Annotated in this window: 20 protein-coding genes and 1 pseudogene; 12 read left to right on the top strand and 9 right to left on the bottom strand. The window is 69.2% G+C overall.

The window, feature by feature from the left end:
* Positions 1-4 precede the first annotated feature (4 nt).
* Positions 5-628 carry a uracil phosphoribosyltransferase gene (gene upp / locus HQ306_RS01210; RefSeq protein WP_027503708.1) on the top strand — a complete coding sequence of 208 codons (624 nt, stop codon included), beginning with the start codon at positions 5-7 and terminating at the stop codon, positions 626-628.
* Here the strand turns inward: upp and HQ306_RS01205 are convergent.
* From HQ306_RS01205 to HQ306_RS01195, 3 genes are read right to left on the bottom strand one after another with little or no spacing between them, the layout of a single operon-like run.
* On the bottom strand, positions 625-2229 hold the full coding sequence (locus tag HQ306_RS01205) for a phospho-sugar mutase (protein ID WP_222627190.1): 1605 nt from the start codon (positions 2227-2229) through the stop codon (positions 625-627). The two genes, upp and HQ306_RS01205, sit on opposite strands and share 4 nt — an antisense overlap.
* Complete coding sequence (locus HQ306_RS01200) at positions 2226-3113, bottom strand: purine-nucleoside phosphorylase (RefSeq protein ID WP_373425290.1); 888 nt, start codon at positions 3111-3113, stop codon at positions 2226-2228. The genes HQ306_RS01205 and HQ306_RS01200 overlap by 4 nt, the downstream gene beginning before the upstream one ends.
* 16 nt (positions 3114-3129) lie before the next feature.
* Positions 3130-3282, bottom strand: coding sequence for a hypothetical protein (locus HQ306_RS01195; RefSeq protein WP_197027699.1), 153 nt, complete (start codon positions 3280-3282; stop codon positions 3130-3132).
* A gap of 89 nt (positions 3283-3371) precedes the next feature.
* Between HQ306_RS01195 and HQ306_RS01190 the strand changes: the two genes are divergently transcribed.
* The 3 genes from HQ306_RS01190 to HQ306_RS01180 are packed head-to-tail and all read left to right on the top strand — an operon-like array spanning position 3372 to position 6422.
* Positions 3372-4073 carry an enoyl-CoA hydratase/isomerase family protein gene (locus HQ306_RS01190; protein WP_222627188.1) on the top strand — a complete coding sequence of 234 codons (702 nt, stop codon included), beginning with the start codon at positions 3372-3374 and terminating at the stop codon, positions 4071-4073.
* A gap of 13 nt (positions 4074-4086) precedes the next feature.
* On the top strand, positions 4087-5259 hold the full coding sequence (locus HQ306_RS01185) for a M20 family metallopeptidase (RefSeq protein WP_222627186.1): 1173 nt from the start codon (positions 4087-4089) through the stop codon (positions 5257-5259).
* A complete protein-coding gene (locus HQ306_RS01180) occupies positions 5256-6422 on the top strand; it encodes a M20 family metallopeptidase (RefSeq protein ID WP_027503703.1) in 1167 nt (388 codons plus the stop codon). The genes HQ306_RS01185 and HQ306_RS01180 overlap by 4 nt, the downstream gene beginning before the upstream one ends.
* A gap of 20 nt (positions 6423-6442) precedes the next feature.
* Here the strand turns inward: HQ306_RS01180 and HQ306_RS01175 are convergent, their stop codons facing one another.
* Positions 6443-6910 carry a gamma-glutamylcyclotransferase gene (locus tag HQ306_RS01175; protein ID WP_027503702.1) on the bottom strand — a complete coding sequence of 156 codons (468 nt, stop codon included), beginning with the start codon at positions 6908-6910 and terminating at the stop codon, positions 6443-6445.
* Between the two features lie 161 nt (positions 6911-7071).
* On the opposite strand from HQ306_RS01175, the gene HQ306_RS01170 reads away from it, so the two are divergent.
* Positions 7072-8475, top strand: a complete 1404-nt coding sequence (locus HQ306_RS01170) for an NAD(P)H-quinone dehydrogenase (RefSeq protein WP_027503701.1) — start codon at positions 7072-7074, stop codon at positions 8473-8475.
* A gap of 66 nt (positions 8476-8541) precedes the next feature.
* Here HQ306_RS01170 and HQ306_RS01165 read toward each other — a convergent pair whose 3' ends face one another.
* Positions 8542-8727, bottom strand: coding sequence for a hypothetical protein (locus HQ306_RS01165; RefSeq protein WP_222629414.1), 186 nt, complete (start codon positions 8725-8727; stop codon positions 8542-8544).
* On the opposite strand from HQ306_RS01165, the pseudogene HQ306_RS01160 reads away from it, so the two are divergent.
* Positions 8651-9837 (top strand): annotated as a pseudogene (locus tag HQ306_RS01160) (PLP-dependent aminotransferase family protein). The gene HQ306_RS01165 and the pseudogene HQ306_RS01160 sit on opposite strands and share 77 nt — an antisense overlap.
* 46 nt (positions 9838-9883) lie before the next feature.
* The gene (locus HQ306_RS01155; RefSeq protein ID WP_222627184.1) at positions 9884-10852 is read left to right on the top strand and encodes a diguanylate cyclase; all 969 of its coding nucleotides are present in this window, start codon (positions 9884-9886) and stop codon (positions 10850-10852) included.
* 5 nt (positions 10853-10857) lie between these two features.
* Here HQ306_RS01155 and HQ306_RS01150 read toward each other — a convergent pair whose 3' ends face one another.
* Positions 10858-11073: a DUF2945 domain-containing protein gene (locus HQ306_RS01150; protein ID WP_222627182.1), complete on the bottom strand. Its 216-nt coding sequence runs from the start codon at positions 11071-11073 to the stop codon at positions 10858-10860.
* A 184-nt stretch (positions 11074-11257) separates the two neighbouring features.
* On the opposite strand from HQ306_RS01150, the gene HQ306_RS01145 reads away from it, so the two are divergent.
* Genes HQ306_RS01145 through HQ306_RS01135 form a run of 3 tightly spaced genes read left to right on the top strand, consistent with a single transcriptional unit; the run spans position 11258 to position 14835 of the window.
* Positions 11258-12841 carry a serine hydrolase gene (locus HQ306_RS01145; protein ID WP_222627181.1) on the top strand — a complete coding sequence of 528 codons (1584 nt, stop codon included), beginning with the start codon at positions 11258-11260 and terminating at the stop codon, positions 12839-12841.
* On the top strand, positions 12838-14145 hold the full coding sequence (locus tag HQ306_RS01140) for a serine hydrolase (RefSeq protein ID WP_222627179.1): 1308 nt from the start codon (positions 12838-12840) through the stop codon (positions 14143-14145). The genes HQ306_RS01145 and HQ306_RS01140 overlap by 4 nt, the downstream gene beginning before the upstream one ends.
* Positions 14146-14181: 36 nt before the next feature.
* The gene (locus tag HQ306_RS01135; protein WP_222627177.1) at positions 14182-14835 is read left to right on the top strand and encodes a PadR family transcriptional regulator; all 654 of its coding nucleotides are present in this window, start codon (positions 14182-14184) and stop codon (positions 14833-14835) included.
* A 13-nt stretch (positions 14836-14848) separates the two neighbouring features.
* Here the strand turns inward: HQ306_RS01135 and HQ306_RS01130 are convergent, their stop codons facing one another.
* From HQ306_RS01130 to HQ306_RS01120, 3 genes are all read right to left on the bottom strand, one after another.
* Positions 14849-15628 (bottom strand): DNA-formamidopyrimidine glycosylase family protein, encoded by a 780-nt coding sequence (locus tag HQ306_RS01130; RefSeq protein WP_222627176.1) that lies wholly within the window; start codon positions 15626-15628, stop codon positions 14849-14851.
* A gap of 3 nt (positions 15629-15631) precedes the next feature.
* The gene (locus tag HQ306_RS01125) at positions 15632-20191 is read right to left on the bottom strand and encodes an ATP-dependent helicase (protein WP_222627174.1); all 4560 of its coding nucleotides are present in this window, start codon (positions 20189-20191) and stop codon (positions 15632-15634) included.
* A gap of 136 nt (positions 20192-20327) precedes the next feature.
* On the bottom strand, positions 20328-20930 hold the full coding sequence (locus HQ306_RS01120; RefSeq protein WP_082544656.1) for a hypothetical protein: 603 nt from the start codon (positions 20928-20930) through the stop codon (positions 20328-20330).
* Between the two features lie 71 nt (positions 20931-21001).
* Between HQ306_RS01120 and HQ306_RS01115 the strand changes: the two genes are divergently transcribed.
* Positions 21002-22156: an NAD(P)H-binding protein gene (locus tag HQ306_RS01115; RefSeq protein WP_056447708.1), complete on the top strand. Its 1155-nt coding sequence runs from the start codon at positions 21002-21004 to the stop codon at positions 22154-22156.
* A gap of 69 nt (positions 22157-22225) precedes the next feature.
* Complete coding sequence (locus tag HQ306_RS01110; protein WP_056447710.1) at positions 22226-22936, top strand: CPBP family intramembrane glutamic endopeptidase; 711 nt, start codon at positions 22226-22228, stop codon at positions 22934-22936.
* Positions 22937-22945: the final 9 nt, after the last annotated feature.

The following is a 22945-nucleotide window of genomic DNA, read 5'->3' as shown; positions in this document are numbered from 1 at the left end:
CGACATGGACACCCGCGTACTCGACCACCCCCTCGCGTCCGCGCTGCTGACCCAGATGCGCGACCAGTCGACGGACAACCCCGCGTTCCGATCCGCACTGCGCCAGTTGACGCAGATGCTGGTCTACGAGGCGCTGCGCGACGCGCCCGTGGTCGAGTTCGACGTCACGACGCCGGTCGCGGTGACCACCGGGACGCGCCTGAAGTCGCCGCCGCTGCTGGTGCCGGTGTTGCGCGCGGGCCTGGGCATGGTGGAGAAGGCCAGTTCGCTGATCCCGCAGTCGCGGATGGGCTTCGTCGGCATCGCGCGCGACGAGAAGACACATCAGCCGGTGCCGTACATGGAATCGCTGCCCGACGACCTGGCCGGTTACCCGGTGTACGTCCTCGACCCGATGCTCGCCACGGGCGGGTCGATGGTCCACACCATCGAGCTGCTGGTGCAGCGCGGCGCGGACGACGTCACGTGCATCTGCGTCGTGGCCGCCCCCGAGGGAGTGCAGGCACTCGCGTCGTCGGGACTGCCCGTGCGCCTCGTCGCCGCGAGCATCGACGAGGGGCTGAACGAGAACGCATACATCGTGCCGGGCCTCGGTGACGCCGGGGACCGCCAGTTCGGTCCCCGCTAGAGCGAGCGGGCGAAGTCGGCCAGGGACTCGAGCGTGTCGGCCGCGCGAGTCCTGGCCGGCGCCAGATCCTCCGCCGTCGCCACCGGTTCGACCACTTCCAGGTAGGCCTTCAGCTTCGGTTCGGTTCCCGACGGCCGAACGATGACGCGGAACCGTTCGCTGGTCAGTTCCACTGCATCGGTGCGGAGTTCGGCGTCGGGGGTGTTCAGGTCGCGTACGGTCACCGTCGCACCCGCCAACGTCGTCGGTGGGGCGGAACGCAGGCGCGTCATCATGTCGCCGATCTCCGAGAGGTCGGTGACGCGCCGCGACACCTGGGTGCCCACGCGCGCTCCGAACTCTCGGTCGAGATCGTCGAGGACATCGAGGATGGTGCGTCCCTCCTCGGCCAGGTCGGCCGCGATGTGTGCGAGCAGCACTGCAGCCGAGATACCGTCCTTGTCTCGCACCGCATCCGGGTCGACGCAGTGTCCGATCGCCTCCTCGTAGGCGTACACCAGGCCGTCGCCGGCGCGCACGAGCCACTTGAAGCCGGTGAGCGTGCGCCGGTAGCGGGCGCCGCGGGCGGGCGCGAGCGCCGAGAGCAGGCTCGACGACACGATGGTGCTGGCCACGAGTGATCCCGGCGGCGCCGACCGCAGGATGTGGTCCGCGATCACCGCTCCCGTCTCGTCGCCGGTGAGCATGCGGACACCGTTCGGCCCGCGCACGCCGATCGCGCACCGGTCCGCGTCCGGGTCCAGAGCGATGGCCAGTGCCGCGTCGACCTCGGCGGCAAGCGCCAGCACCTGGTCCGCCGCGCCCGGCTCCTCGGGGTTGGGAAAGGTGACGGTGGGAAAGTCCGGGTCGGCGTCGAACTGCGACGTCACGATGTGGACGTCGGTGACACCGCTGCGGCGCAACGCCTCCACGGCCACGGGCCCGCCGACCCCGTGCATCGGAGTGAGTGCCACACGGAGGGTTGAGTGCGACGGCCGCTCGGGAACGCGCTGTGCCACCCGGTCGAGGTACTGCTCGATCACGGGGTCCGCGGTGGGCGTGACGGCGGTGCGTGCGATCGAGGACGCACCCGGCGCCTGCCGGATGAACTCCTCGATCTCCCGGTCGGCGGGCGACACCAACTGGGCGCCGCCGTCGAGGTAGACCTTGTAGCCGTTGTCTGCCGCGGGATTGTGCGAAGCGGTGATCTGAATGCCGGCGACGGCGCCGCGTGACCTCGTGGCGAACGCGAGCACCGGGGTCGGCGCCGGATCCGGGAGCAGGGTGACGCGGAAGCCCGCCGCGGCCAGGACCTCGGCCGCGGCGACGGCGAACTCCGCGGAGCCGTGCCGGGCGTCCCGGCCCACCACCACCTCGGAGCCGGCCGCGTGACGACGCGAGAGATACTGCGCCACACCGTGTGTGGCCCTCGTGACGACGGCGACATTCATGCCACCGGGCCCGGCCTGCACGGGTCCGCGCAGACCCGCGGTGCCGAACGTGAGCGCACCGGCGAACCGCGAGGCCAGATCACTCGCGTCGAGATCGCGCAGTTCCGCCTGCGTCGCGGGGTCCGGATCGTCCTCGATCCACTGCCGGACGACGGCGTCGAGTTCTGTCACAGTTGCGGGACCAGCCGTCGCAGCAGAGTTCCCATCCGCTCGGCCGAGGCGGCGCCGGCGGCGATCACCTCGTCGCCGTCCAGATGCTCTCCGGTCATCCCGGCCGCGAGGTTGGTCACCAGCGAGATACCGAGGACACGGGCACCCGCACCTCGAGCCGCGATGGTCTCGTGCACCGTGGACATGCCGACGAGGTCGGCGCCCAGCGTGCGGAGCATGCGGATCTCGGCGGGCGTCTCGTAGTGCGGGCCGGGCAGTCCGGCGTAGACGCCGTCGGTCAGGCTCGGGTCGATTCCTCGGGCCACCTCGCGCAGGTCGGCCGAGTACGCGTCGACCAGATCGACGAACTGGGCGCCGATCAGCGGTGACCGCGCCGTCAGGTTGAGGTGGTCGGAGATCAGCACGGGATCGCCGACAGCCATGCCCTCACGGATGCCGCCCGCCGCGTTGGTCAGGACGATGGTGCGAGCGCCGGCGGCGGCCGCCGTGCGGACGGGATGGACCACGCGGCCGAGATGATGTCCCTCGTACGCGTGGGTGCGCCCGAGCAGGATCAGGACCTGCGTGCCCTCGACGTCCACGGACCACATGGCGTTGGAGTGGCCCAGCGCCTTGGGTGCGGCGAAGCCGGGCAGCGAGGACATGGGAACGATGTGCTGGGGTGTGCCGAACTGCTCCGCGGCCTTCTGCCACCCGGATCCGAGGACCACTGCCACGGGATGCTCGGCGATGCCGGTGATCCGGGCCAGGGCGGCGGCGGCCGCCTCCGCGGCTCCGGTGGGATCGGTCTCGGGATCGACGAGTGCGTTCTCCGAGTCGGCCGGTACGGGGGGAGTGCTCACACGTCCGACCCTATCGCCGCGGGCGGGTGTTCGCTGCGGCAGGCGAGACGGCGGAGTGTCAGGTGTGGGCTCGGTAGAGACGCCAGAACCACACAGACGCGGCCGAGGCGATCACGGCGCCCGATCCGAACGCGCCGACGAACAACAGCATCGCGGAGAGGGCCGCGAGCAGCACGATCACACCGAGCTGGAGGATCGCCGCGAGAGCCATGACTGCACGGTCCTCCGGAAATCGGTCCCGCGCAACCGAGCGTCGCCGGCGTCGATCGGGGTCTGGTTACCGACGAGTACCATCCGTCCATGCCTTCACTCGATCGCCACGGAGACGTCTTCGTCCTCAGCCTCGCCCACGCCGACGGCGTCAATCCGGAGAACCGCTTCCACCCGGAGTGGATCGAGCAGGTGCACACGCTCCTCGACGAGGCCGAGGCGTCGGAGGGTCCGGCCGCGTTGGTGACCGTCGGCGGCGGCAAGTTCTACTCGAACGGCCTGGACACCGACTACCTGTTCAGCCACGCGGACTCCATTCCGGAGTACCTCGACCTGGTGCACACCGTCTACACCCGGCTGCTGCGCTTCCCGATGGCCACGGTCGCCGCCGTACAGGGCCATGCCTTCGGCGCCGGCGCGATGCTCGCCCTGTGCCACGACACGTCCGTCATGCGCGCGGACCGGGGCTTCTTCTGCCTTCCCGAGGTGAACCTCGGCATGCCGTTCACCGAGGGCATGTCGACGCTGCTGGCCGAGCGCCTGCCGAGTCGGACGATGATCGACGCGATGACCACCGGCCGTCGCTACGGCGGCGCGGACGCCCTCGAGTTCGGCATCGTGCAGGCCGTCGCCGGCGAGGACGAGCTGCTGTCCACCGCGGTGGCGCAGGCGGCCGAACGGGTGTCCACCCGCGGCGCCAACCTCACGTCCATCAAGGACAGCATCCACGTGCGCACCCTCGCCGCGCTGTCCGTCCCCACGGCGGAGAGCACCTTCTCACTGGGGCAGTGACACACTGAGTCCCGTGTCCTCGACCCTCGATTCCGTTCTCGACGCCGCGACCGGCGATCTCGTCGCCCTGTCGCACGCCGTGCACGCGCGTCCGGAGCTGGCCTTCGAGGAGCATTTCGCGTCGGCGGCGACGGCCGATCTGCTCGCAGGTGGCGGATTCGAGGTGCGGCGGGGCGTCGCGGGCCTGCCGACGGCGTTCGACGCGACCTACGGTTCGGGCGAGCTGGTGGTCGCCGTGTGCGCCGAGTACGACGCACTGCCGGAGATCGGCCACGCCTGTGGACACAACATCATCGCGGCGTCGGCGGTCGGTGCGGGGCTGGCCCTCGCGTCGGTCGCCGACGAGCTGGGGCTGACCGTCCGGGTGCTCGGCACCCCGGCCGAGGAGTCCGGCGGCGGCAAGGTTCTCATGCTCGACGCCGGGGTGTTCGACGACGTCTCGCTGGCGATGATGGTGCATCCCGGTCCGTTCGACATCGCCGCCGCGCGCTCACTCGCGTTGTCGGACATCGCCGTTCGATACGCAGGGCGTGAAGCGCACGCCTCCGCGGCGCCCGAGTGGGGCATCAACGCGGGCGACGCCGTCACCGTCGCGCAGGTCGGTGTCGGCCTGTTGCGCCAGCATCTGCGCCCGGGTCAGCAGATCCACGGCATCGTCGGTCACGCCGGCACCGCCCCGAACATCGTCCCCGGATCGGCGGAGATGTTCTACTACCTGCGCGCGGACACTGCCGAGGCACTCGCCGATCTCGATCGCCGCGCGCGGGGATGTTTCGAGGCCGGAGCGGTAGCCACCGGGTGCACCCACGAGATCGTCACCGTGTCCCCGACCTACACCGAACTCACTCCCGATCCTTGGCTGGTGGCCGAATACCGTCGTGTCGCAAGCACTCTCGGTCGCGCACTGGTTCCCGAGGAGTTCGAGACCTCGCGCCCGTTCGGCAGCACGGACATGGGCAACGTCACCGCGCGGATCCCGGGCATCCATCCGGTGATCGGTCTCGATTCCGGCGGCGCGGTCACTCACCAGCCAGGTTTCACCACGGCGTGCATCACCGAGTCGGCCGACCGCGCCGTCGTCGACGGGGCCCGCGCCCTCGCTCGGGTGGCCGTCGCGGCGGCCACCGACCCACAGCAACGCTCTCGACTCGTCGAGGGCACACACGAGAGGACGGTACGACGATGAATCCGGCCGACGCCTGGATCGCAGCACACGGGGCGGATCTCGTGACGTGGCGTCGACGGATCCACATGCATCCCGAGCTGGCCAGGCAGGAATTCGAGACGACCAAGTTCGTCGCCGAGACCCTCACCGCCGCGGGTCTGTCCCCGGTGGTGCTTCCCAGTGGCAGCGGCGTCATCTGCGACATCGGCCCCGCCGGTCCGCGCGTCGCTCTGCGGGCCGACATGGACGCGCTGCCCCTGACGGAGTTCACCGGCGCCGAGTACTCGTCGACGGTCCCGGGTGTGTCCCATGCGTGCGGACACGACGCCCACACGACGGTTCTGCTGGCGACCGGGTTGGCGCTGGCCTCACTCGACTCGCTGCCGCACGGCGTCCGGCTGATCTTCCAGCCCGCCGAGGAAGTCATGCCCGGGGGCGCTCTCGACATGGTGGCCGCGGGCGCGCTGGAGAGCGTGTCGCAGATCTACGCGCTGCACTGCGATCCCCGTCTCGAGGTCGGACGCGTCGGCATCCGCGTGGGCGCGATCACCTCCGCGGCGGACACCGTGGAACTGCGGTTGGACTCGGCCGGCGGACACACCTCCCGTCCGCACCTGACGTCCGACCTGGTGTACGCGCTGGGCACGGTCATCACCGGTCTGCCGGGACTGCTGAGCCGCCGCGTCGACCCGCGTACCAGCACCGTCATGGTGTGGGGCGCCGTCGTCGCAGGTCAGGCTCCGAACGCCATCCCGCAGAAGGGGATGCTCACGGGCACGGTCCGAACGGGCGACCACGAGACGTGGGCACTGCTCGAGCCGCTGGTGCAGGAGATCGTCGCCGGCGTGCTCGCGCCCACCGGCGTGAAGTACGAGGTGCACTACCGCCGCGGCGTGCCACCGGTGGTCAACGACGAACACGCCACCCGGCGCTTCGAGGCGGCCATCCGCTCGCTGGGGCCGGATGCCCTGGCCGACACCGCACAGTCCGGCGGCGGCGAGGACTTCTCGTGGTACCTGGAGCACGTGCCGGGCGCGATGGCGCGTCTCGGCGTGTGGTCGGGCGTCGGACCCCAGCTCGACATCCATCAGCCGACGTTCGACCTGGACGAGCGTGCGCTGGCCGTCGGTGTCCGCACGATGACGGCACTGGCGCTGGGACTGGGAGACGACCCCGTCGCCTGAGAATCAGAGCTGCCCGAGGATCAGAGCGACGAGGTCCCGGGACCGACGTTGCGGCTGTTGCGGGTGCGCAGGTCGCGTACGTAGTCGGCCGGGGCGCCGGCGATCTCCGCGGCCTCGGCCATGACGCCGAGATAGCGCGCCGAGGGCAGCCCACCCTCGTAGGCGTCGAGCACGTAGAGCCACGCCAGGACGGGTTCGTCGTCCGTCTCGACGCGGAGGCGGATCTTGCGGTGGATGCCGAGCTCGGAACCCTCCCACCGGTCGAGGCTCTCCTCGTCCTCCGGTGAGACGTCGTAGAGCACGACGAACACCTTCGAGTCGGGGTCCTCCACGACGGTCGCGAGCGCGCCCTCCCAGCCGATGTCGCCGCCGCCGAAGGTCAGACGCCACCCCGGCAACCACCCGGTTCCGGCCGCAGGGGAGTGGGGGCACCGCTCGAGCATCTGCTCGGGGTGCATGTTGGAGCCGTAAGCGGCATAGATCGGCACGGCGGTCAGCCTAAACCGTCGTACCCGATTCGCGCGGATCGAGGTGCCCACCGATATGGGCTCGGCCTGACGTGCAGCCGCGGCACCCCGTGGAATAGGTTTGATGCTGTGAGCAACCCTCACTCGCCAGGACTCTCCCGAAAACCCGCAACGGAGGACGAATGACCCGCATCGTGATCATCGGAGGCGGACCGGCCGGATACGAGGCCGCTCTGGTCGCCTCCCAGCACGGCGGGACGGTGACGCTCATCGACTCCGACGGAGTGGGCGGCGCCTGCGTCCTCTGGGACTGTGTTCCGTCCAAGACCTTCATCGCCTCGACCGGCATCCGCACCGACATGCGTCGCGCGTCCGACCTCGGTATCGAGCTCGACCCGACCTCGGCCACCATCGACCTGCCGCAGATCCACAACCGCGTGAAATCCCTTGCGCAGGCTCAATCCTCCGATATCCGCGCCCGTCTGCAGACGGTCGGCGTGACCGTGCTGTCGGGAACGGCCAAGGTGGTGGACACGCAGCCCGGCCTGGCCGCCCACCAGGTGGAGGCCACCCTGGCGGACGGGTCGACGCAGGAGATCGACGCCGAGGTCGTGCTCATCGCGACCGGTGCGAGCCCGCGCATCCTGCCCGGTGCCGAGCCCGACGGTGAGCGCATTCTGACCTGGCGTCAGCTCTACGACCTCGACTCCCTGCCCACCCACCTCATCGTGGTCGGGTCCGGCGTGACCGGAGCCGAGTTCGTCTCCGCGTACACCGAGATGGGCGTCAAGGTCACCGTCGTGTCCAGTCGCGACCGCGTCCTTCCCGGTGAGGACGCCGACGCGGCACTCGTGCTCGAGGACGTCCTGTCCGAGCGTGGTGTCACGTTGATCAAGAACGCACGCGCGGACTCGGTGACCCGCACCGCCGACGGCATAGTCGTGACGATGTCCGACGGCAAGACCGTCGAGGGTTCGCATGCGCTGATGACGGTCGGCTCCGTCCCGAACACGCAGAACCTCGGCCTCGAGAGCGTCGGCATCGAGCTCGACCGCGGCGGTTACCTTCGCGTGGACCGGGTCTCGCGTACCCGCGTGCCCGGCATCTACGCGGCGGGCGACTGCACGGGCCTGCTGCCACTGGCCTCCGTCGCCGCCATGCAGGGCCGCATCGCGATGTACCACGCGCTGGGCGAGGGCGTCAGCCCCATCAAGCTCAAGACGGTCGCCTCCGCCGTGTTCACGCGACCCGAGATCGCCACGGTGGGTGTCGGCCAGTCCGCCATCGACAACGGGGACGTCCCCGCGCGCACGGTCATGCTGCCGCTGAACACGAACCCCCGCGCCAAGATGTCCGGCCTGCGTCGCGGCTTCGTCAAGATCTTCTGCCGTCCCGCGACGGGTGTGGTCATCGGCGGAGTGGTCGTCGCTCCCACCGCGTCCGAGCTGATTCTCCCCATCGCCATCGCTGTGCAGAACAACCTGACGGTGAACGATCTCGCCGCCACCTTCTCGGTCTACCCGTCTCTCACCGGATCGATCACCGAGGCGGCGCGTCAGCTCATGCGCCACGACGATCTGGACTGACACCCTCGCTCGACTGTATCCCACACTGTGAGACAGTGGTTCCACTGTGTGAGTCACCGCGCTACGCTACGAGAACGGTGCCCCACCCGCGGCACCGTTCTCGTCACGACCGACTCCGAGCCCACCCCGGTGAGCGCGCCGCGACGCCTCGTGTCCCACGATGCTCGGAGAATCCATGTCGTCCTCTGTTCTGCCACCTCTGTCCGTCCGCGCCTCGGCGATCACCGGATCGGCGATTCGTGACCTGCTCACGCTGACCGCGCGGCCTGACATTCTGTCCCTCGCGGGGGTCTGCCCTCGTCGGACGTCATGCCGCACAGCGTCATTCGCGAGGTCACGCATCGAATACTGAGCGGCGACACCGCGGCCCTGCAGTACGCGGAGACCACGGGGGTGCGGCGGCTCCGAGACGTCATCGCGGCGCGGGAGTCGGCGCTCGTCCGGGACGAGGTGCCGTCCACCTCGGTGGTGGTGACGCACGGCTCCCAGCAGGCGCTCAGCCTGCTCGCGTCCGTGCTGGTCGATCCCGGCGACGTGGTCGTGGTCGATCGACCGGTGTATCCCGGTGCGCTGCAAGCGTTCCAGGCCGTCGGTGCCCGTATCGAGTCGGTCCCGGTCGATGCGGACGGCACCGACACCGATGCCCTCGAGCGACTGCTCGAGTCAGGAGTGCGCCCTCGCGCCGTGCACACCGTCAGCAACTTCCACAATCCTCGCGGGGGAGTGCTGTCGGTCGGGCGTCGCCGCGCCCTCGTCGACCTCGCGGAACGGTACGGCTTCTGGGTCGTCGACGACGATCCCTACGGCGACGTGTGGTTCGACGCACCCCCGCCGGGCCCCATCGCGTCCGATCGGGTGATCCGTCTGGGCTCGGCGTCCAAGATCCTGGCACCGTCCCTGCGCGTCGGGTGGCTCACCGCGCCCCGACCGGTGTGCGACGCCGTGGAGCGGATCAAGCAGAGCGCCGATCTGTGCGGGTCGTCGTTGACGCAGCTGGTCGCGGCGGACCTGCTCGCGGACGAGACGTGGCTGCGACAGCACCTGGACGACGTGCGTGCGGTCTACTCGGCACGGGCGGAGGTGTTGGTCGGAGCACTACGCAGCGAACTCGGTTCGGCGATCGAGGTCGATGCGGCCCGCGGCGGGATGTTCCTGTGGGTGCAGTTCACCGACGGCACGGACACGTCGGCGCTGCTGCCGGCAGCGCTGGACCGCGGCGTCGCGTACGTTCCCGGTCGCGCCTTCGATCCGGCCGATGGCGACGAACTCGGTACCGCGTTGCGCGTCTGCTTCGCGACGTCGACCGAGGCCGAGCTGCAGGAGGCCGTGCGACGCCTGGCCGCGGCGCACGACGCGCGGTAGCCCTCTCCGGTTTTCCGACTCCCGCCGAACCTGGCATCGTGTCGGCATGCGGTCCGTCGACGGCGTCCAGCCACCTGGTGTTCGGCACGGAACCGCCCAACTCCGCACCCGCCTGCTGCGCCAGTATCTGGCCGTCACGACATCGCTGTATGCAGTGGGAGTGACCGTCTCGCTGCTTCCGCACGGCGACCGGGTGACGTCACCGGTGGCGGGCGGCGTGGTGGCCGTCGTCGTCGGGGTGGCGGCGCTGCTCGTCCTGGCGGTCCGGCCGCGCGGACGCGTCGCTCTCGGTATCGCCGTGGGCGCAGCCATGATCGCGACGCCCGCTGTCATGGTCTTCCATGTGCTCACCGCATCGCAGTTCATGTGCCTGATCGCGGTGATGTTCCTGGCCATGTACATCCGCGCCTTCCACGACCGCACAGTCGCTCAGGTCCTGGTGATCGTGCTCGTGGTGGCGGTCTCCGGGGCTGCCGCCGCGTCCCCCGCCCAGCTGTATCCCATCAGCTACCTGGTCTTCGTGGTCGCGATCGTCGGAGCGGCCGAGGCGTTCGGATCGGTGACCAGGGCGCTCATCGACGCGTCCCACACGGACCCGCTCACCGGCGTACGGAACCGGGCGGGATGGGAGATGGCCGTCACCGCGGTGACGACGTCGTCGATCACCGTCGTCGCGCTGGACGTCGACGGCTTCAAAGCCATCAACGACACATCTGGTCATCCCGCGGGCGACCGATTGTTGATCTCACTTGCCGGCTCGTGGTCCGATCTGGCGCCACCGGGGACGGTGATCGCGAGACTGGGCGGCGACGAGTTCGCGGCACTCGTACACGGGGCGTCGCCGACCGTGAGCCGTGCCTTCGTCGATGCGACCGCCGCTGCCTTCCCCCACGTCAGCGTCGGGTGCGCGTCGTCCGCGTTCCCCGGCGAGCCGGCGTCGGACGTTCTCGCACGCGCCGACACCGACCTCTACCAGGTGAAACGGAGGAGAGCCGGCGTCGACGAGCAGGCGTGAGTGGGTCAGTCCTTGGGATCGAGCGCGGAGGGCTTGTGCACCGCGTCCTTGCCGGACTTGTCACTCTCCACTCGGTACTGCGGGTCGTCCTTCGACGCCTTGACCGTGCGCCCACCGGCTTCGGTCTCGGAGGTGATCTTCTCGACCACCTCGCCTTCGGTCGTGGTGCCGTGCGTCTTCCACTCGACCTTGTCGCCCTTGGTGAATTCGTCCTTCGACATGTGTCGTGTCCTTCCGTCGCGATGCGGGGCTGATACCCGGATAGTGCCGCCGATACACCCGGCTTCTGCCGATGGTGCAAGTTGCATGGTGCACAGTGCGGTATCGGCGTAGGGTCTCGAACCGATCGGTCTCCAGCCCATGTTCGTGGGACGGGGACTCGGCACGTCGAACGGGGAAGACGAGATGGCCGCGAGAATTGCTGCGACGGTACTGACGCTGGCCTTGGTGGCAGCGGGATGCAGCTCGGAGGAGGCGTCGCCGGAGCCACTCGCGGACAGCCCGCCGGCCGTCCCTGCCGCCCAGATCGACCGCGCAGACGTCGACGCGGCCGTCGGCGATCTCGACGGTTACGTCGAGGCGATGATGGCGCGAACCGGGACGCCGGGAGTCGCGGCTGCCGTCGTGTACCAGGACGAGGTGTTGTACTCGCGCGGATTCGGTGTCCGGAAGGTCGGTACCGACGAGCCCGTCGACACCCACACCCGGTTCCAGCTCGCGTCGGTGTCGAAGCCGGTCGCGTCGAGCGTCATCGCTGCCTCGGTCGGAGACGGAGCGGTCGACTGGGCCGATCCCGTCCGACGCTACGAGCCCGAGTTCGCGGTGGCGGATCCGTACGTGAGCGAGCACGCGACGTTCGTCGATCTGCTCTCGCACCGATCGGGTCTGCCGGATCATGCCGGAGACGTCCTCGAGGATTTCGGGTACGACTACGACGACATCATGGGCCGACTCGACCAGCTCCCGCTGGCGTCGTTCCGGGACAGCTACGCGTACACGAACTTCGGGTTCACCGCCGCCGGCAACGCCGCGGCCAAGGCGCAGGGCACCGACTGGCCCGAGCTGTCTCGTCGTCGCATCTACGAGCCCCTCGGCATGGCCGACACCTCGTCACGATTCGAGGACTGGGCGAACTCGCCCAACCATGCGGTGAACCACGTGCTCGCCGAGGGTTCGACCACCGAGTGGGAAGCGAAGTACGTCCGCGAGCCCGACAACCAGTCACCTGCCGGCGGAGCGAGTTCGTCCGTCGACGACATGACGAAGTGGATCCGCATGGAACTCGGCGGGGGAGAGTTCGAGGGACGTCGCATCGTCGACGCGGACGCACTGCAGTACACACACACCTCGCACTCCCTGTCGGGCGCGTCCGGGACGGAGGGCGCGCGAGACTCGTTCTACGGGTTGGGATTCAATGTGGGCACGGACGACAAGGGGCGCGTCGAGCTGTCGCATTCCGGAGCGTTCGCCCTCGGGGCGAGCACCACCGTGTTCATGTTGCCGAGTGAACAGCTGGGCATCGTCGTCCTGTCCAACTCGGCACCGGTCGGGGGCTCGGAAACTGTTGCCGCGCAGTTCATGGACCAGGTGAGGAACGGTCGGCAGACCGTCGATTGGGCACCGTTGATCGCCGGGATCTTCGACGGGATCGCAGAGGAGGAGGCGTCGCCGATCGACTACGCGACACCGCCGGCCTCGGTGACCCCTGCTCGTCCCGCGACCGAGTACGTCGGAACGTTCGACAGCCCGTTCCACGGTCCGGCTCGGGTCTCGGCGGACGGTGATCGGCTCACGCTCACCGTCGGAAAAGACGGCCGGCTGACGTACCCCCTGACCCACTACGACGGTGACACCTACTGGTTCGAGACGTCCGGCGAGAACGCGGTCGGACCGACAGGAGTCACGTTCGAGATCGTGAACGGTGCTCCCGCCTCGTTCGCGGTCGAATACCTCGACAAGCAGGGACTCGGAAGGTTCACACGCTCATGACTGTTCGCACTGTCTCCCGTTCCGTCGGTATCGCGACGGCCTCTGCCTTGATCTTCGTCGCGGGTTGCTCGTCCGGCAGCGGTGAGGCGCCGGCACCGGTCACGTCGTCAGCGACCGAATCGGCTCTCCTGCCACTCGATCCCGCAGCTCTCGACGCGATGGTCGAGGACGTCGCCACGACGTCGCGGGAGATCGGCATGGTCGTGCTGATCACCACGCCGGACGGTGAGTACGTCAAGACCTGGGGTTCGGTGGCGGCCGATCGGTCGGAGGCCCCGACGCTCGACACCAAGGTGCGGATCGGGTCGAACACGAAGACGTGGACGGGCACGGTCATCCTGCAGATGGTCCAGGAGGGGTTGCTGTCCGTCGACGATCCGGTGAGCAAGTTCCGACCCGATGTGCCGAACGGCGATGCCATCACGATCGGGCAATTGCTCGACATGCGCAGTGGGCTCTACAGCTACACCCAGACCGTGGAGCTCAACGAGGCACTCGACACCGATCCCGGCCGGGTGTGGACCGCCGAGGAGCTTGTCGCACTGGGGCTGAGCAACCCGCCGAACTTCCCACCGGGAGAGGGCTACAGCTACTCCAACACCAACACGGTGCTGCTCGGACTGATCGCCGAGAAGCTCGACGGCAAGCCCATCGCTCAGATCTTCCAGGACAGGCTCTTCGGTCCGCTGGCGCTGGCGGGGACGTCGTATCCCGCCACCACCGACACGAGCATTCCGGCGCCGTTCACCCGCGGCTACAGCTACAGCGGCAACGTCGAGACGCTCGGGGAGGGCAAGGAAGCGCTGTCACCGGACCGGATCGCTGCGATCGACGCCGGCTCGGTCCAGCCGAGGGACACGACGAACGACAACCCGTCGTGGACGAGCTCGGCCGGCCAGGGCATCTCGACGGCGAACGATCTGGCCACGTGGGTCCGGGCGCTGGTCAAGGGCGACCTGCTCGACGCGGACACCCAGACGTTGCGGATGGACAGTGTGCAGCCGACCGACCCCGACAACCCGTCCTCTGCCGGGTACGGCTACGGGCTCGCGCAGATGGGACCGATGTTCGGCCACATCGGCGAGATGCCCGGGTACAACTCCTTCATGGGATACGACCCGGTCAACGACCTGACGATGGTGGTCTGGGCGAACATGGCGCCCGGGACGGACGGGAGTGCGCCGGCAGCGGCGCTGGCCGGGTCGCTGGCGAAAGCCCTGTACCCGCAGCAGTCCGGGCCGTCATCCGGCGCCGAGGACACAGCCGACGACATCGACGAGGTGGCGGAGGACACCGGCAAGTAGGCTCGCTGCCGGGGGAGAAATCCAGAGGTGGAACCGGTGGCTCAGGGCGACCTCACCACGACGTCGTACGTCGTGCTCGGCATGTTGGTGTCGCGGGACCTCACCGCGTACGACATCTCGGAACTGTTCGGTCGTGGTGTCGGCGAACTGTGGCCTCGGGCGGGACGGCAGCACTACAACGCGCCGAAGAAGTTGCTCGAGCGTGGGCTCGTGACAGCGAGGGCCGATGCGGTGGGCGCGCGTCCCCGCACCGTCTACTCGATCACCGACGAGGGGCGCGCAGCCCTGACGGCATGGTTGGCGGAGAAGTCTCGCCCGTCGGCTCTCGAGTTCGAGGGCATGATGCGGGTGCTGTTCGCCGAGCAGGGTTCCATCGAGGATCTGCGCGGCAACCTGCGGACGATGCGGGAGCAGGCCGACGCCACCCGCCGACTCTTCGGGCGGCACGCCGTCACGCTGCGAGACACCACCGTCGCGACGTTTCCCGAGCGTCAGCACCTGATGGCACTCGCCAATCGCTTCATGGTCGGACACTTCTCGCACATCGTCGAGTGGAGCGACTGGGCGCTGGCGGAGATCGAGGACTGGCCGGACACCACGTCTCCGGCCACCTCGCACCGGGATCGGACCGAGACGATGCTCGACGCCTCGGCGCGGCTGGGTGCACCGGAGGTGTCCCACGAGCCGTGACCGGACAGTCGGTTCACGGAGCGGGTTGGCACCTCGGGCACCAGTAGATCTGCCGCTCTTCGAGCGGGTTGTCGCCGAGCAGCCCCTCGCGGATGCGCGTTCCGCATCGGCGGCACGGCTTGTTCTCCCGGCCGTAGACCCAGAAGTGCCGGCCCGCGCGGAGATCACCGGTGAAGGTGCGAGCGTTGCGGTTCTTGTTGGCCGTGATCGTGCGGTGCGACAGATCGATCATTTTCGTCAGGTTCCCCGCCGCGGAGACCGGCGTGTGCGGGTCCACTCCGCGGAGGAACAGGATCTCGTTGCGGTAGACGTTCCCGAGACCGGCGATGACGCGCTGGTCGAGCAGAGCGAGACCGATCGGCCTGTCGGGCTCCGCTTCGAGATTCGCAAGGGCCTCCGCCGGATCCCACAGGGGCCCCAGCAGATCCGGCCCGAGATACCCGACCGCCTCCTCGACGGTATCCAGTATCTCGACGACGCCGAGTTCGAACCCGACCGCGACCCTGTCACTCGTTCCCAGCACGATGCGCGCTTGGTAGGCGGGCCGTCGCCACGGTGTGTTCGGCTCATAGACGTGCCACGCACCCTCCATCTTCAGGTGCGAGTGGATGACCTTGCCGCCGACCTCGATGACGAGATGCTTTCCCGCCGACAGAACCGATTCCACTGTCTCGCCGGTGAAGTCGACCGTGGCGTAGCGCGGCACGCGGACATCACACGTGGTGAGAACCTTGCCGTCGAGTGCGTCGCGCAGACTGTTGGCCGTGCGCCAGACGGTGTCGCCTTCGGGCATGGATCAGGCCCTGATCCGGAGGCCACGCGGCGTCGCCGAGAAGCCCGCCTCGGTGAGGATCGTCGCGAAGACGGAGCCGTGGATGTCGCTCCCGTCGGTGCGTTCGATCACCAGCTTGTCGACGGACCTGGTGGTCACCAACGACACGAGAGCCGACGCCGCGGTGACAAGCACGTCGCGCTCCTCGGTGAAGGTGAGCACCGTCTTGCCGCCCCGCTCGACGTACAGCACGAGTTCGCCGTCCACCATGACGACGAGGGCACCGGCCTTGCGTCCGGGGCGGTGCCCGGATGCCGCGTCCACGGGACTTTTGGGCCAGGGCAGTGCGGCGCCGTACGGGTTGGCTGGATCGGTCGCGGCAAGTGCGACGGCTCCGACAGGACGTTCCGACTCGCTGCGCAATCGGTCGACGACGTCCGAGGTGGAGAACTGGGCGCCGCCGAGCGAGTCGACGAAATAGCCGCGTCGCGCCCGGCCGCTGTCCTCGAAGCCGGTCAGGACTTTGTAGACCCCGCCGAAGCCGCCGGGGACGCCCTCGTTCATGACGGAACCGCGGGTCACAACGCCGTACCGCTCGAGCAGGATGTCCGAGGTGGCATGTGCCCGGATGGTGGGGTCGGACTCCGCCTCCGGGAGCAGTGCCCACCGGCCACCCGCGGAGGGCGGGCCCGTGCGAGTCGGGAGGGACGGTCGCGCGAAACGTTGGTAGGACCGTGCTCGCGGTGAGCGCCGCGCCGGGCGGTGGCTCGGCGCGGAACGGGTGGTGCCGTGCAGCAGAGCGCGCAGCGGAGCGAACGTGTCGTTGGTCAGGTGCCCGGTCCACACCAGATCCCACAGTGCCGCAACCAGAGTCGTGTCGTCGGCAGGGGCGCCGGACTCGGTCTGGTGCAGCTGCCCGACGGTGTCGGACAGCTGTCGGAAGAAGTACGCGCCGCCGCCCGAGAGCACCTGCAGCACGGTCTGCTGCAAGTCCGTCAGTTCATCGTCCTTCGCAGGCGGCAGCGTCACCGGTGCGGCGTCGGCGGGATGAAGGCAGATCCACCCATCTTTCGAGGAGATCGCGCCGTGGCCGGACCACACGACTTCGCCGGTAGCGGTCAACTCGTCGAGCATCGCGGGGGAGTAGTCCCGGACACGCTGGGGCAGGATCAGCGACTCCCAGGCCGAGGCAGGAGCCGGGACGCCGGCGAGCTGGTCGACGACCGTCGCCACACCGTCGAGCCCACGCAGGGTGCCACCGACGTGCTGCCAACGCGGAAGGAAGCGGCCGAGGACACCGGTGGACACGGGTTCGACGTCCTGGCGTGCGGCGGCGAGCGAACGCCGGCGGAGCCTGCGCAGCACCTCGGCGTCACACCACTCACTGCCGGAACCGCCGGGCCGGAATTCACCTTCCACCACCCGCTTCTGGGCGACGAGGCGCAGCAGCACGTCACGGGCGACCGCCGACCCGATGCCGAAGCGGCCGGCGACGTCCGCGACCGAGAACGGACCGTGGGTGCGCGCGTAGCGGCTCACGAGGTCCCCGAGCGGATCCTCGACCGGCTCGATGAACGCCGCCGGGGTGCCGATGGGCAACGGGACACCCAGCGCATCACGCAGCCTGCTGGCGTCCTCGATGGCGACCCACCACTGCGACCCGGCGAACGAGACCTCGAGGGCGCGGCGCGCCGAGGTGAGCTCGCCCGCCCACTGCGCTGCGGAGCCGGGCGACTCGATGCGTGCCTCGATCTCCGCCGTCGTGAGCGGGCCGAGCAGGCGCAGCAGATCGGCCACGCCCTCCGCGTCACGTGCCTTGCGGTCGTCGACAAGGCGCTGCAGTTCGAGCTCGGTGTCGGTGACGACGTCGCCGTCGAGCAGGTCGCGCAGTTCGACGCGTCCGAGCAGCTCCGCCAGCAGCGAGGCGTCGAGAGACAGTGCAGCAGCGCGACGTTCGGCCAGCGGAGAGTCGCCCTCGTACATGAACTGGCCGACGTAGCTGAAGAGCAACGAGGTGGCGAACGGTGACGGGGAGTCGGTCTCGACGTCGACGATGCGGATCTGGCGGCGTGCGATCCGCACACACAGGTCCTCGAGTGCGGGCAGGTCGTACACGTCCTGCAGGCACTCGCGCACCGTCTCGAGCAGGATGGGGAACGTGGGGTACTTCTTGGCCACGTCGAGAAGCTGCGCGGCGCGTTGACGCTGCTGCCAGAGCGGCGCTCGCTTGCCCGGATTGCGGCGGGGCAGAAGCAGTGCGCGCGCGGCACATTCACGGAACCGCGACGCGAACAGGGCGGAGCCACCGACCTGCTCGGTGACGATGTCGGTGATCTCGTCCTTCTCGAAGACGAACAGGTCCGGGCCCGGCGGCTCGTCGTCGGTGTCCGGGAGGCGCACGATGATGCCGTCGTCCGATGCCGTGGGCTGCGAGTCGATGCCGTACCGCTCGATGAGGCGCGCGCCGATGGCCAGGGCCCACGGTGCGTGCACCTGCTGGCCGTACGGGGAGTGCAGCACCAGACGCCAGTCGCCCAGCTCGTCGCGGAACCGTTCGACGACCAACGTGCGATCGGTGGGCATGTGGCCCGTCGCCGTGCGCTGCTCGGTGAGCAGCGCGGACAGGTTGTTCACCGCGTTGACGTCGAGCCCGCTCTCCTGCAGCCGGCCGCGCAGCGCGTCGTCGTCCGACGACTCGCGCAGGAACGCGCCCAGTGCCTCGCCCAGTTCGGCCGGGCGACCGAGTCCGTCGCCGTGCCAGAACGGCAGTCGGCCGGGCTGCCCGTAGGCCGGGCTGACGAGAACTCGATCGTGGGTGATCTCCTCGATGCGCCAACTGGTGGCACCGAGGGCGAAGACGTCTCCGACGCGCGACTCGTAGACCATCTCCTCGTCCAGTTCGCCGACGCGGCTGGCCTTCTCGCCGACCATGAAGACGCCGAAGAGTCCGCGGTCGGGAATGGCGCCGCCGGAGGTGACCGCCAGACGCTGGGCGCCGGGGCGACCGGTCAGCGACCCACCGTCGCGGTCCCACACCAAACGTGGTCGCAGCTCGGCGAACTCGTCCGACGGGTACTTTCCCGACAGCAGGTCCAGCGTGGACTCGTAGGCGGACCGCGGCAGCGACCCGAAATTGCCGGTGCGCCTGACCATGTCGAACCACTCGTCGGCGTCGATGGGTTCGAGGGCGCACGCCGCCACGGTGTGCTGGGCCAGGATGTCGAGGGGATTGGCCGGCACCTTCAGAGCCTCGATGTGCCCGTCCGTCATTCGCTGCACGGTGACAGCGCAGTGGATCAGGTCGGTGCGGTGCTTCGGGAACAGCACGCCGCGGGAGATCTCGCCGACCTGGTGGCCGGCGCGACCGACACGCTGCAGACCGCTGGCCACGGACGGCGGCGCCTCGACCTGCACCACCAGATCGACTGCGCCCATGTCGATACCGAGTTCGAGGCTGCTGGTGGCCACGACGCAGCGGAGGCGGCCGGACTTGAGATCGTCCTCGATGAGCGCGCGCTGATCCTTGCTCACGCTGCCGTGGTGCGCCCGGGCCAGCAGCGGCTCGGCACCGTGGACGACGTCGCCGGACGCGCCGATCTGGGAGGGCGGTGCGTGATCCACGGGGGCGCCGTCACCGATGCGTTCGGCGTAGATCTCGTTGAGGCGGGCGGTGAGTCGCTCCGAGAGCCGTCGGGAGTTGGCGAAGACGATGGACGACCGATGCTCCAGGACGAGGTCGACGATCTGCGCTTCGACATGCGGCCAGATGGACCCCTGCTGCGGGGCGGCCGACGCGGACCCCTCCTGCGGCTCGGTGGTGCCGAGTTCCGTCATGTCCTCCACCGGAACGCGCACCGAGAGGTCGAACGTCTTCGGTGACGGCGGGCACACGATGCTGATGGGTGCGGACCCGGTGAGGAAACGTCCCACCTCCTCGTGCGGACGGACGGTGGCGGAGAGTCCGATGCGCTGAGCGGGCTTGTCCAACCTCGCGTCGAGACGCTCCAAGGACAGCGCCAGGTGCGCGCCGCGCTTGGTGCCGGCGACAGCATGCACCTCGTCGACGATGACGGTGTCGACACGCTCGAGTGATTCGCGCGCCGCGGACGTCAGCATCAGGAACAACGATTCGGGTGTCGTGATGAGGATGTCCGGCGGCGTCTTGAGCATCAGACGACGGTCGGCGGGGCTGGTGTCGCCGGAGCGCACGCCCACCGAGATCTCCGGCGGCGCGACGCCCTGCAGCTTGGCCGTCTGCGTGATGCCGACCAGGGGAGCGCGCAGGTTGCGCTCGACGTCCACCGCGAGCGCCTTGAGCGGAGAGACGTACAACACGCGGGTGCCCGGTGCCGTGTCCTCGGGATCACGGCTGACCAGCTTGTCCAGCGCCCACAGGAACGCGGACAGGGTCTTGCCGGAGCCGGTCGGGGCGACGACGAGGGTGTGCGCGCCGCTCGAGATGGAGTCCCACGCACCGAGCTGAGCGGCGGTGGGCGCGGGGAAGGCGCCGTCGAACCACGCCCGCGTCGGAGCCGTGAACCGCGCGAGCACGTCCTCGGGCGACGGAGCGGTGGGGTTCTTCACCTCTCCATAGTGCACGGACCCACCGACACGGTCGCCGGATGAGCGTCCCCACCCCTGCGAGTACGTCGATGAGGTCGCTGAGAAGGCCGGGATCACAGCACTCTGGACGTACTCGCGAGGTGTGGCGGCGCGGCGATCAGTCGTGCAGGCGTTCCTCGCCGCGATTGCGGAAGAACTTGAACCCCGGGATACCGATGACGGCCTTGCGCACGTCCTTGGTCACCTCGAGCAATTCGTGGATCTCGGGGGACACCGTGTCGAGCGTGGCAAGGATCGGCATGATGCCCTCCATCCGCTGCACCAGCTCCGGCAGCTGGTCCACGAGCTTCACCGCCGCCTCCACCTCGGCCTCGGAGAAGTTGTCCACGAAGGTGCGGCCCAGCGGGATCGCGCGCGCGGTGATGGGTTCGAGCTCGGAGATCATCGCCAGCGCCTTGGACGAGGCGGACTCCGCTCCGACGATGACGCCCTGCGCGTCCTCGGTGGTGGCCGAGACCTTGCCGATGACCGTCTGGGCCTGGTCGGTGATGCGCTCGATCGCGGCGATGACCTCGTCGACACGAACGAACAGGTCGTCGATCCGCCGGGGCAGCTGAGCGACGAACGCGACGGTGTCGAGCGACCAGAGAACGGTCCCGCGGGCGAGTCCGAGCATGTTGCCGAGTGACGGTACGGGCAGCCGGACGGTACGCACCGACAGATCGTTGTCGGGTGCTCGGTGTCGATCCACGTCGGCCATGAGCACAGTCTGCACGGTGACGCCCCTCACGCGGCGGTATGCGAGCGCACCGCACCCGTAATGTCGAGAACATGACTGCTTTCGTGACCGGGGCCAGCGGCTACATCGGTTCTCGCCTCGTCGACGCGCTCGTGTCGGCCGACGAGAGCGTCGTCGTGGGCTCGCGCACGCCGGAGAGGCTGACCGCCTTCGACTGGCACGACGACGTGCGGGCCGTGCGACTCGACGTGACCGACGCCGACTCGTGCGCCGAGGCGCTGTCCGCGGAGGACATCGACGTCGCGTACTACCTGGTGCACGCCATCGGGGAATCCGGCTACCGGGCCACCGACCTCGCGTCCGCGCGGCACTTCGCCGAGGCGGCACGCGCCGCGGGTGTCCGCCGCATCGTCTACCTCGGTGGCTTCGTCCCCGAGGGCGAGAAGCTGTCCGAGCACCTCGCGAGCCGCGCCGAGGTGGGCGAGGCGCTCACGATCGACGGCATCGAGGTGGTGTGGCTGCGCGCCGCCATCGTCATCGGCGCCGGATCGACGTCCTTCGAGATGATTCGGTACCTTGCCGACCGACTCCCGGTGTTGCCGCTCCCGAGCTGGTTGAGCAAGCCGGTCCAGCCGATCGCCGTCGACGACGTCGTGCACTATCTCCTCGCGTGCGCGTCACCCGACGTGCCCGCCGACGCGTACGACATCGCGGGCCCCGAGATCCTTCCGTACAAGGACCTCGTCTTCGCCTACGTCCGCGCCGCCGAGCTGCATCGTCTGGGTGTGCCCACCCCGGGCATCCCGACCAAGCTCGCGGCTCTCGTGATCGGCCGACTGATCCCGGTTCCGGGACTGCTCGCCGACGACCTGGTGCAGTCTCTCGTGAACTCGATGACCGCCTCGGAGAACCGCATCTCGGAGTTCGTCCCCGAGCCCGAGGGCGGTCTCACCGACGTCGACGACGCCATGCGCCGAAGCCTGCTCGGCGCGAGCGCCACCCGCGGCCTGGCCACGACGCCCGACTCGCTGCGCCTGGTGTCCTCGGACGCGGAGTGGACCGGCGGCGACGTCCGCAGCATTCGCCGCCGCGGCGCCGAACTGCTGAGCGAGGACGGGTGGAAGCTCGCCGAGGCACTCGGCATCGGCGCGGTGCTCTACTCGTGGCCCGTCGCTCCGGTCGTCCGGACCAATCTGGACGTGGTTGCCGCGGTCTCGTCCCGGGTACGGTCTCTTCTGAAGTTCTAGTCGGTCTCTCGTTCACAGACCGCAAGTTCCGACACGACCGACAGGTTCGACGAGCCGGAGGAGTACTTCATGGTGTCCTGGCAGATGAGGGCCGAATCCATCGTGCGCAACGCGCTGGTGGACAAGGTCGACCGCGACCATCACGAGACCGATCGCGCCTTCCTACGGCGGCGCATCATCGTGGCGGTCGTGCTCGTCGTGGGCGCGACGCTGCTGGGAGTGTCGCTGTCGACCGAGCCCGGCGACCCCATGTTCTACACGCTGACCATCGCGCTGGCATTGGTGTGGATCGTCGGTGGGTTCCTGTCCGGGCCACTGCACCTCGGTCGCATCAACTTCCGCGGGACCCTGCGGCGGCCGATCATCACGCCGATCGCGATCGGTCTGGCCGCGGGTGGCGTGTTCATCCTCGGCGCACTGGTCGTGCGGGAGATCCCGCCGCTGCGGGACTTCACGGCCAACGTCCTCGATCACGCGCGCGTCGGACCGCTCGCGCTCATCGTCTTCATCACGCTGTTCAACGGGGTCGCCGAGGAGATCTTCTTCCGCGGCGCTCTGTTCTCGGCCATCGGCGTGAAGCGGCCGGTCGTCATCTCGACGATCGTCTACACCATCGCCACTCTGGCCACGGGCAACCCGATGCTCGGCTTCGCCGCGATCACCCTGGGATTCGTGCTGGGACTCGAACGCCGGGCGTCCGGCGGCATTCTCGCGCCGATCCTGACGCACGTCGCGTGGTCGACGGTCATGGTCTTCGCCATGCCACCACTGTTCGCCTGACGCTGCCCG

The sequence above is a fragment of the Rhodococcus sp. BP-160 genome (assembly GCF_019836205.1).
GTDB lineage: Bacteria > Actinomycetota > Actinomycetes > Mycobacteriales > Mycobacteriaceae > Rhodococcoides.
The sequence above is the reverse complement of the archived record's forward strand: the minus strand, read 5'-3'. Positions and strand labels throughout refer to the sequence as shown.

Bases quoted from the DNA above. Each gene is read 5' to 3' on its own strand.
- HQ306_RS01170 (WP_027503701.1), top strand. From the start codon at position 7,072: ATGACCCGCATCGTGATCATCGGAGGCGGACCGGCCGGATACGAGGCC.
- HQ306_RS01190 (WP_222627188.1), top strand. From the start codon at position 3,372: ATGCCTTCACTCGATCGCCACGGAGACGTCTTCGTCCTCAGCCTCGCC.
- HQ306_RS01110 (WP_056447710.1), top strand. From the start codon at position 22,226: ATGGTGTCCTGGCAGATGAGGGCCGAATCCATCGTGCGCAACGCGCTG.
- HQ306_RS01115 (WP_056447708.1), top strand. From the start codon at position 21,002: ATGACTGCTTTCGTGACCGGGGCCAGCGGCTACATCGGTTCTCGCCTC.
- HQ306_RS01145 (WP_222627181.1), top strand. From the start codon at position 11,258: ATGGCCGCGAGAATTGCTGCGACGGTACTGACGCTGGCCTTGGTGGCA.
- upp (WP_027503708.1), top strand. From the start codon at position 5: ATGGACACCCGCGTACTCGACCACCCCCTCGCGTCCGCGCTGCTGACC.
- HQ306_RS01150 (WP_222627182.1), bottom strand. From the start codon at position 11,073: ATGTCGAAGGACGAATTCACCAAGGGCGACAAGGTCGAGTGGAAGACG.
- HQ306_RS01130 (WP_222627176.1), bottom strand. From the start codon at position 15,628: ATGCCCGAAGGCGACACCGTCTGGCGCACGGCCAACAGTCTGCGCGAC.
- HQ306_RS01155 (WP_222627184.1), top strand. From the start codon at position 9,884: ATGCGGTCCGTCGACGGCGTCCAGCCACCTGGTGTTCGGCACGGAACC.
- HQ306_RS01195 (WP_197027699.1), bottom strand. From the start codon at position 3,282: ATGGCTCTCGCGGCGATCCTCCAGCTCGGTGTGATCGTGCTGCTCGCG.
- HQ306_RS01120 (WP_082544656.1), bottom strand. From the start codon at position 20,930: ATGGCCGACGTGGATCGACACCGAGCACCCGACAACGATCTGTCGGTG.
- HQ306_RS01140 (WP_222627179.1), top strand. From the start codon at position 12,838: ATGACTGTTCGCACTGTCTCCCGTTCCGTCGGTATCGCGACGGCCTCT.
- HQ306_RS01180 (WP_027503703.1), top strand. From the start codon at position 5,256: ATGAATCCGGCCGACGCCTGGATCGCAGCACACGGGGCGGATCTCGTG.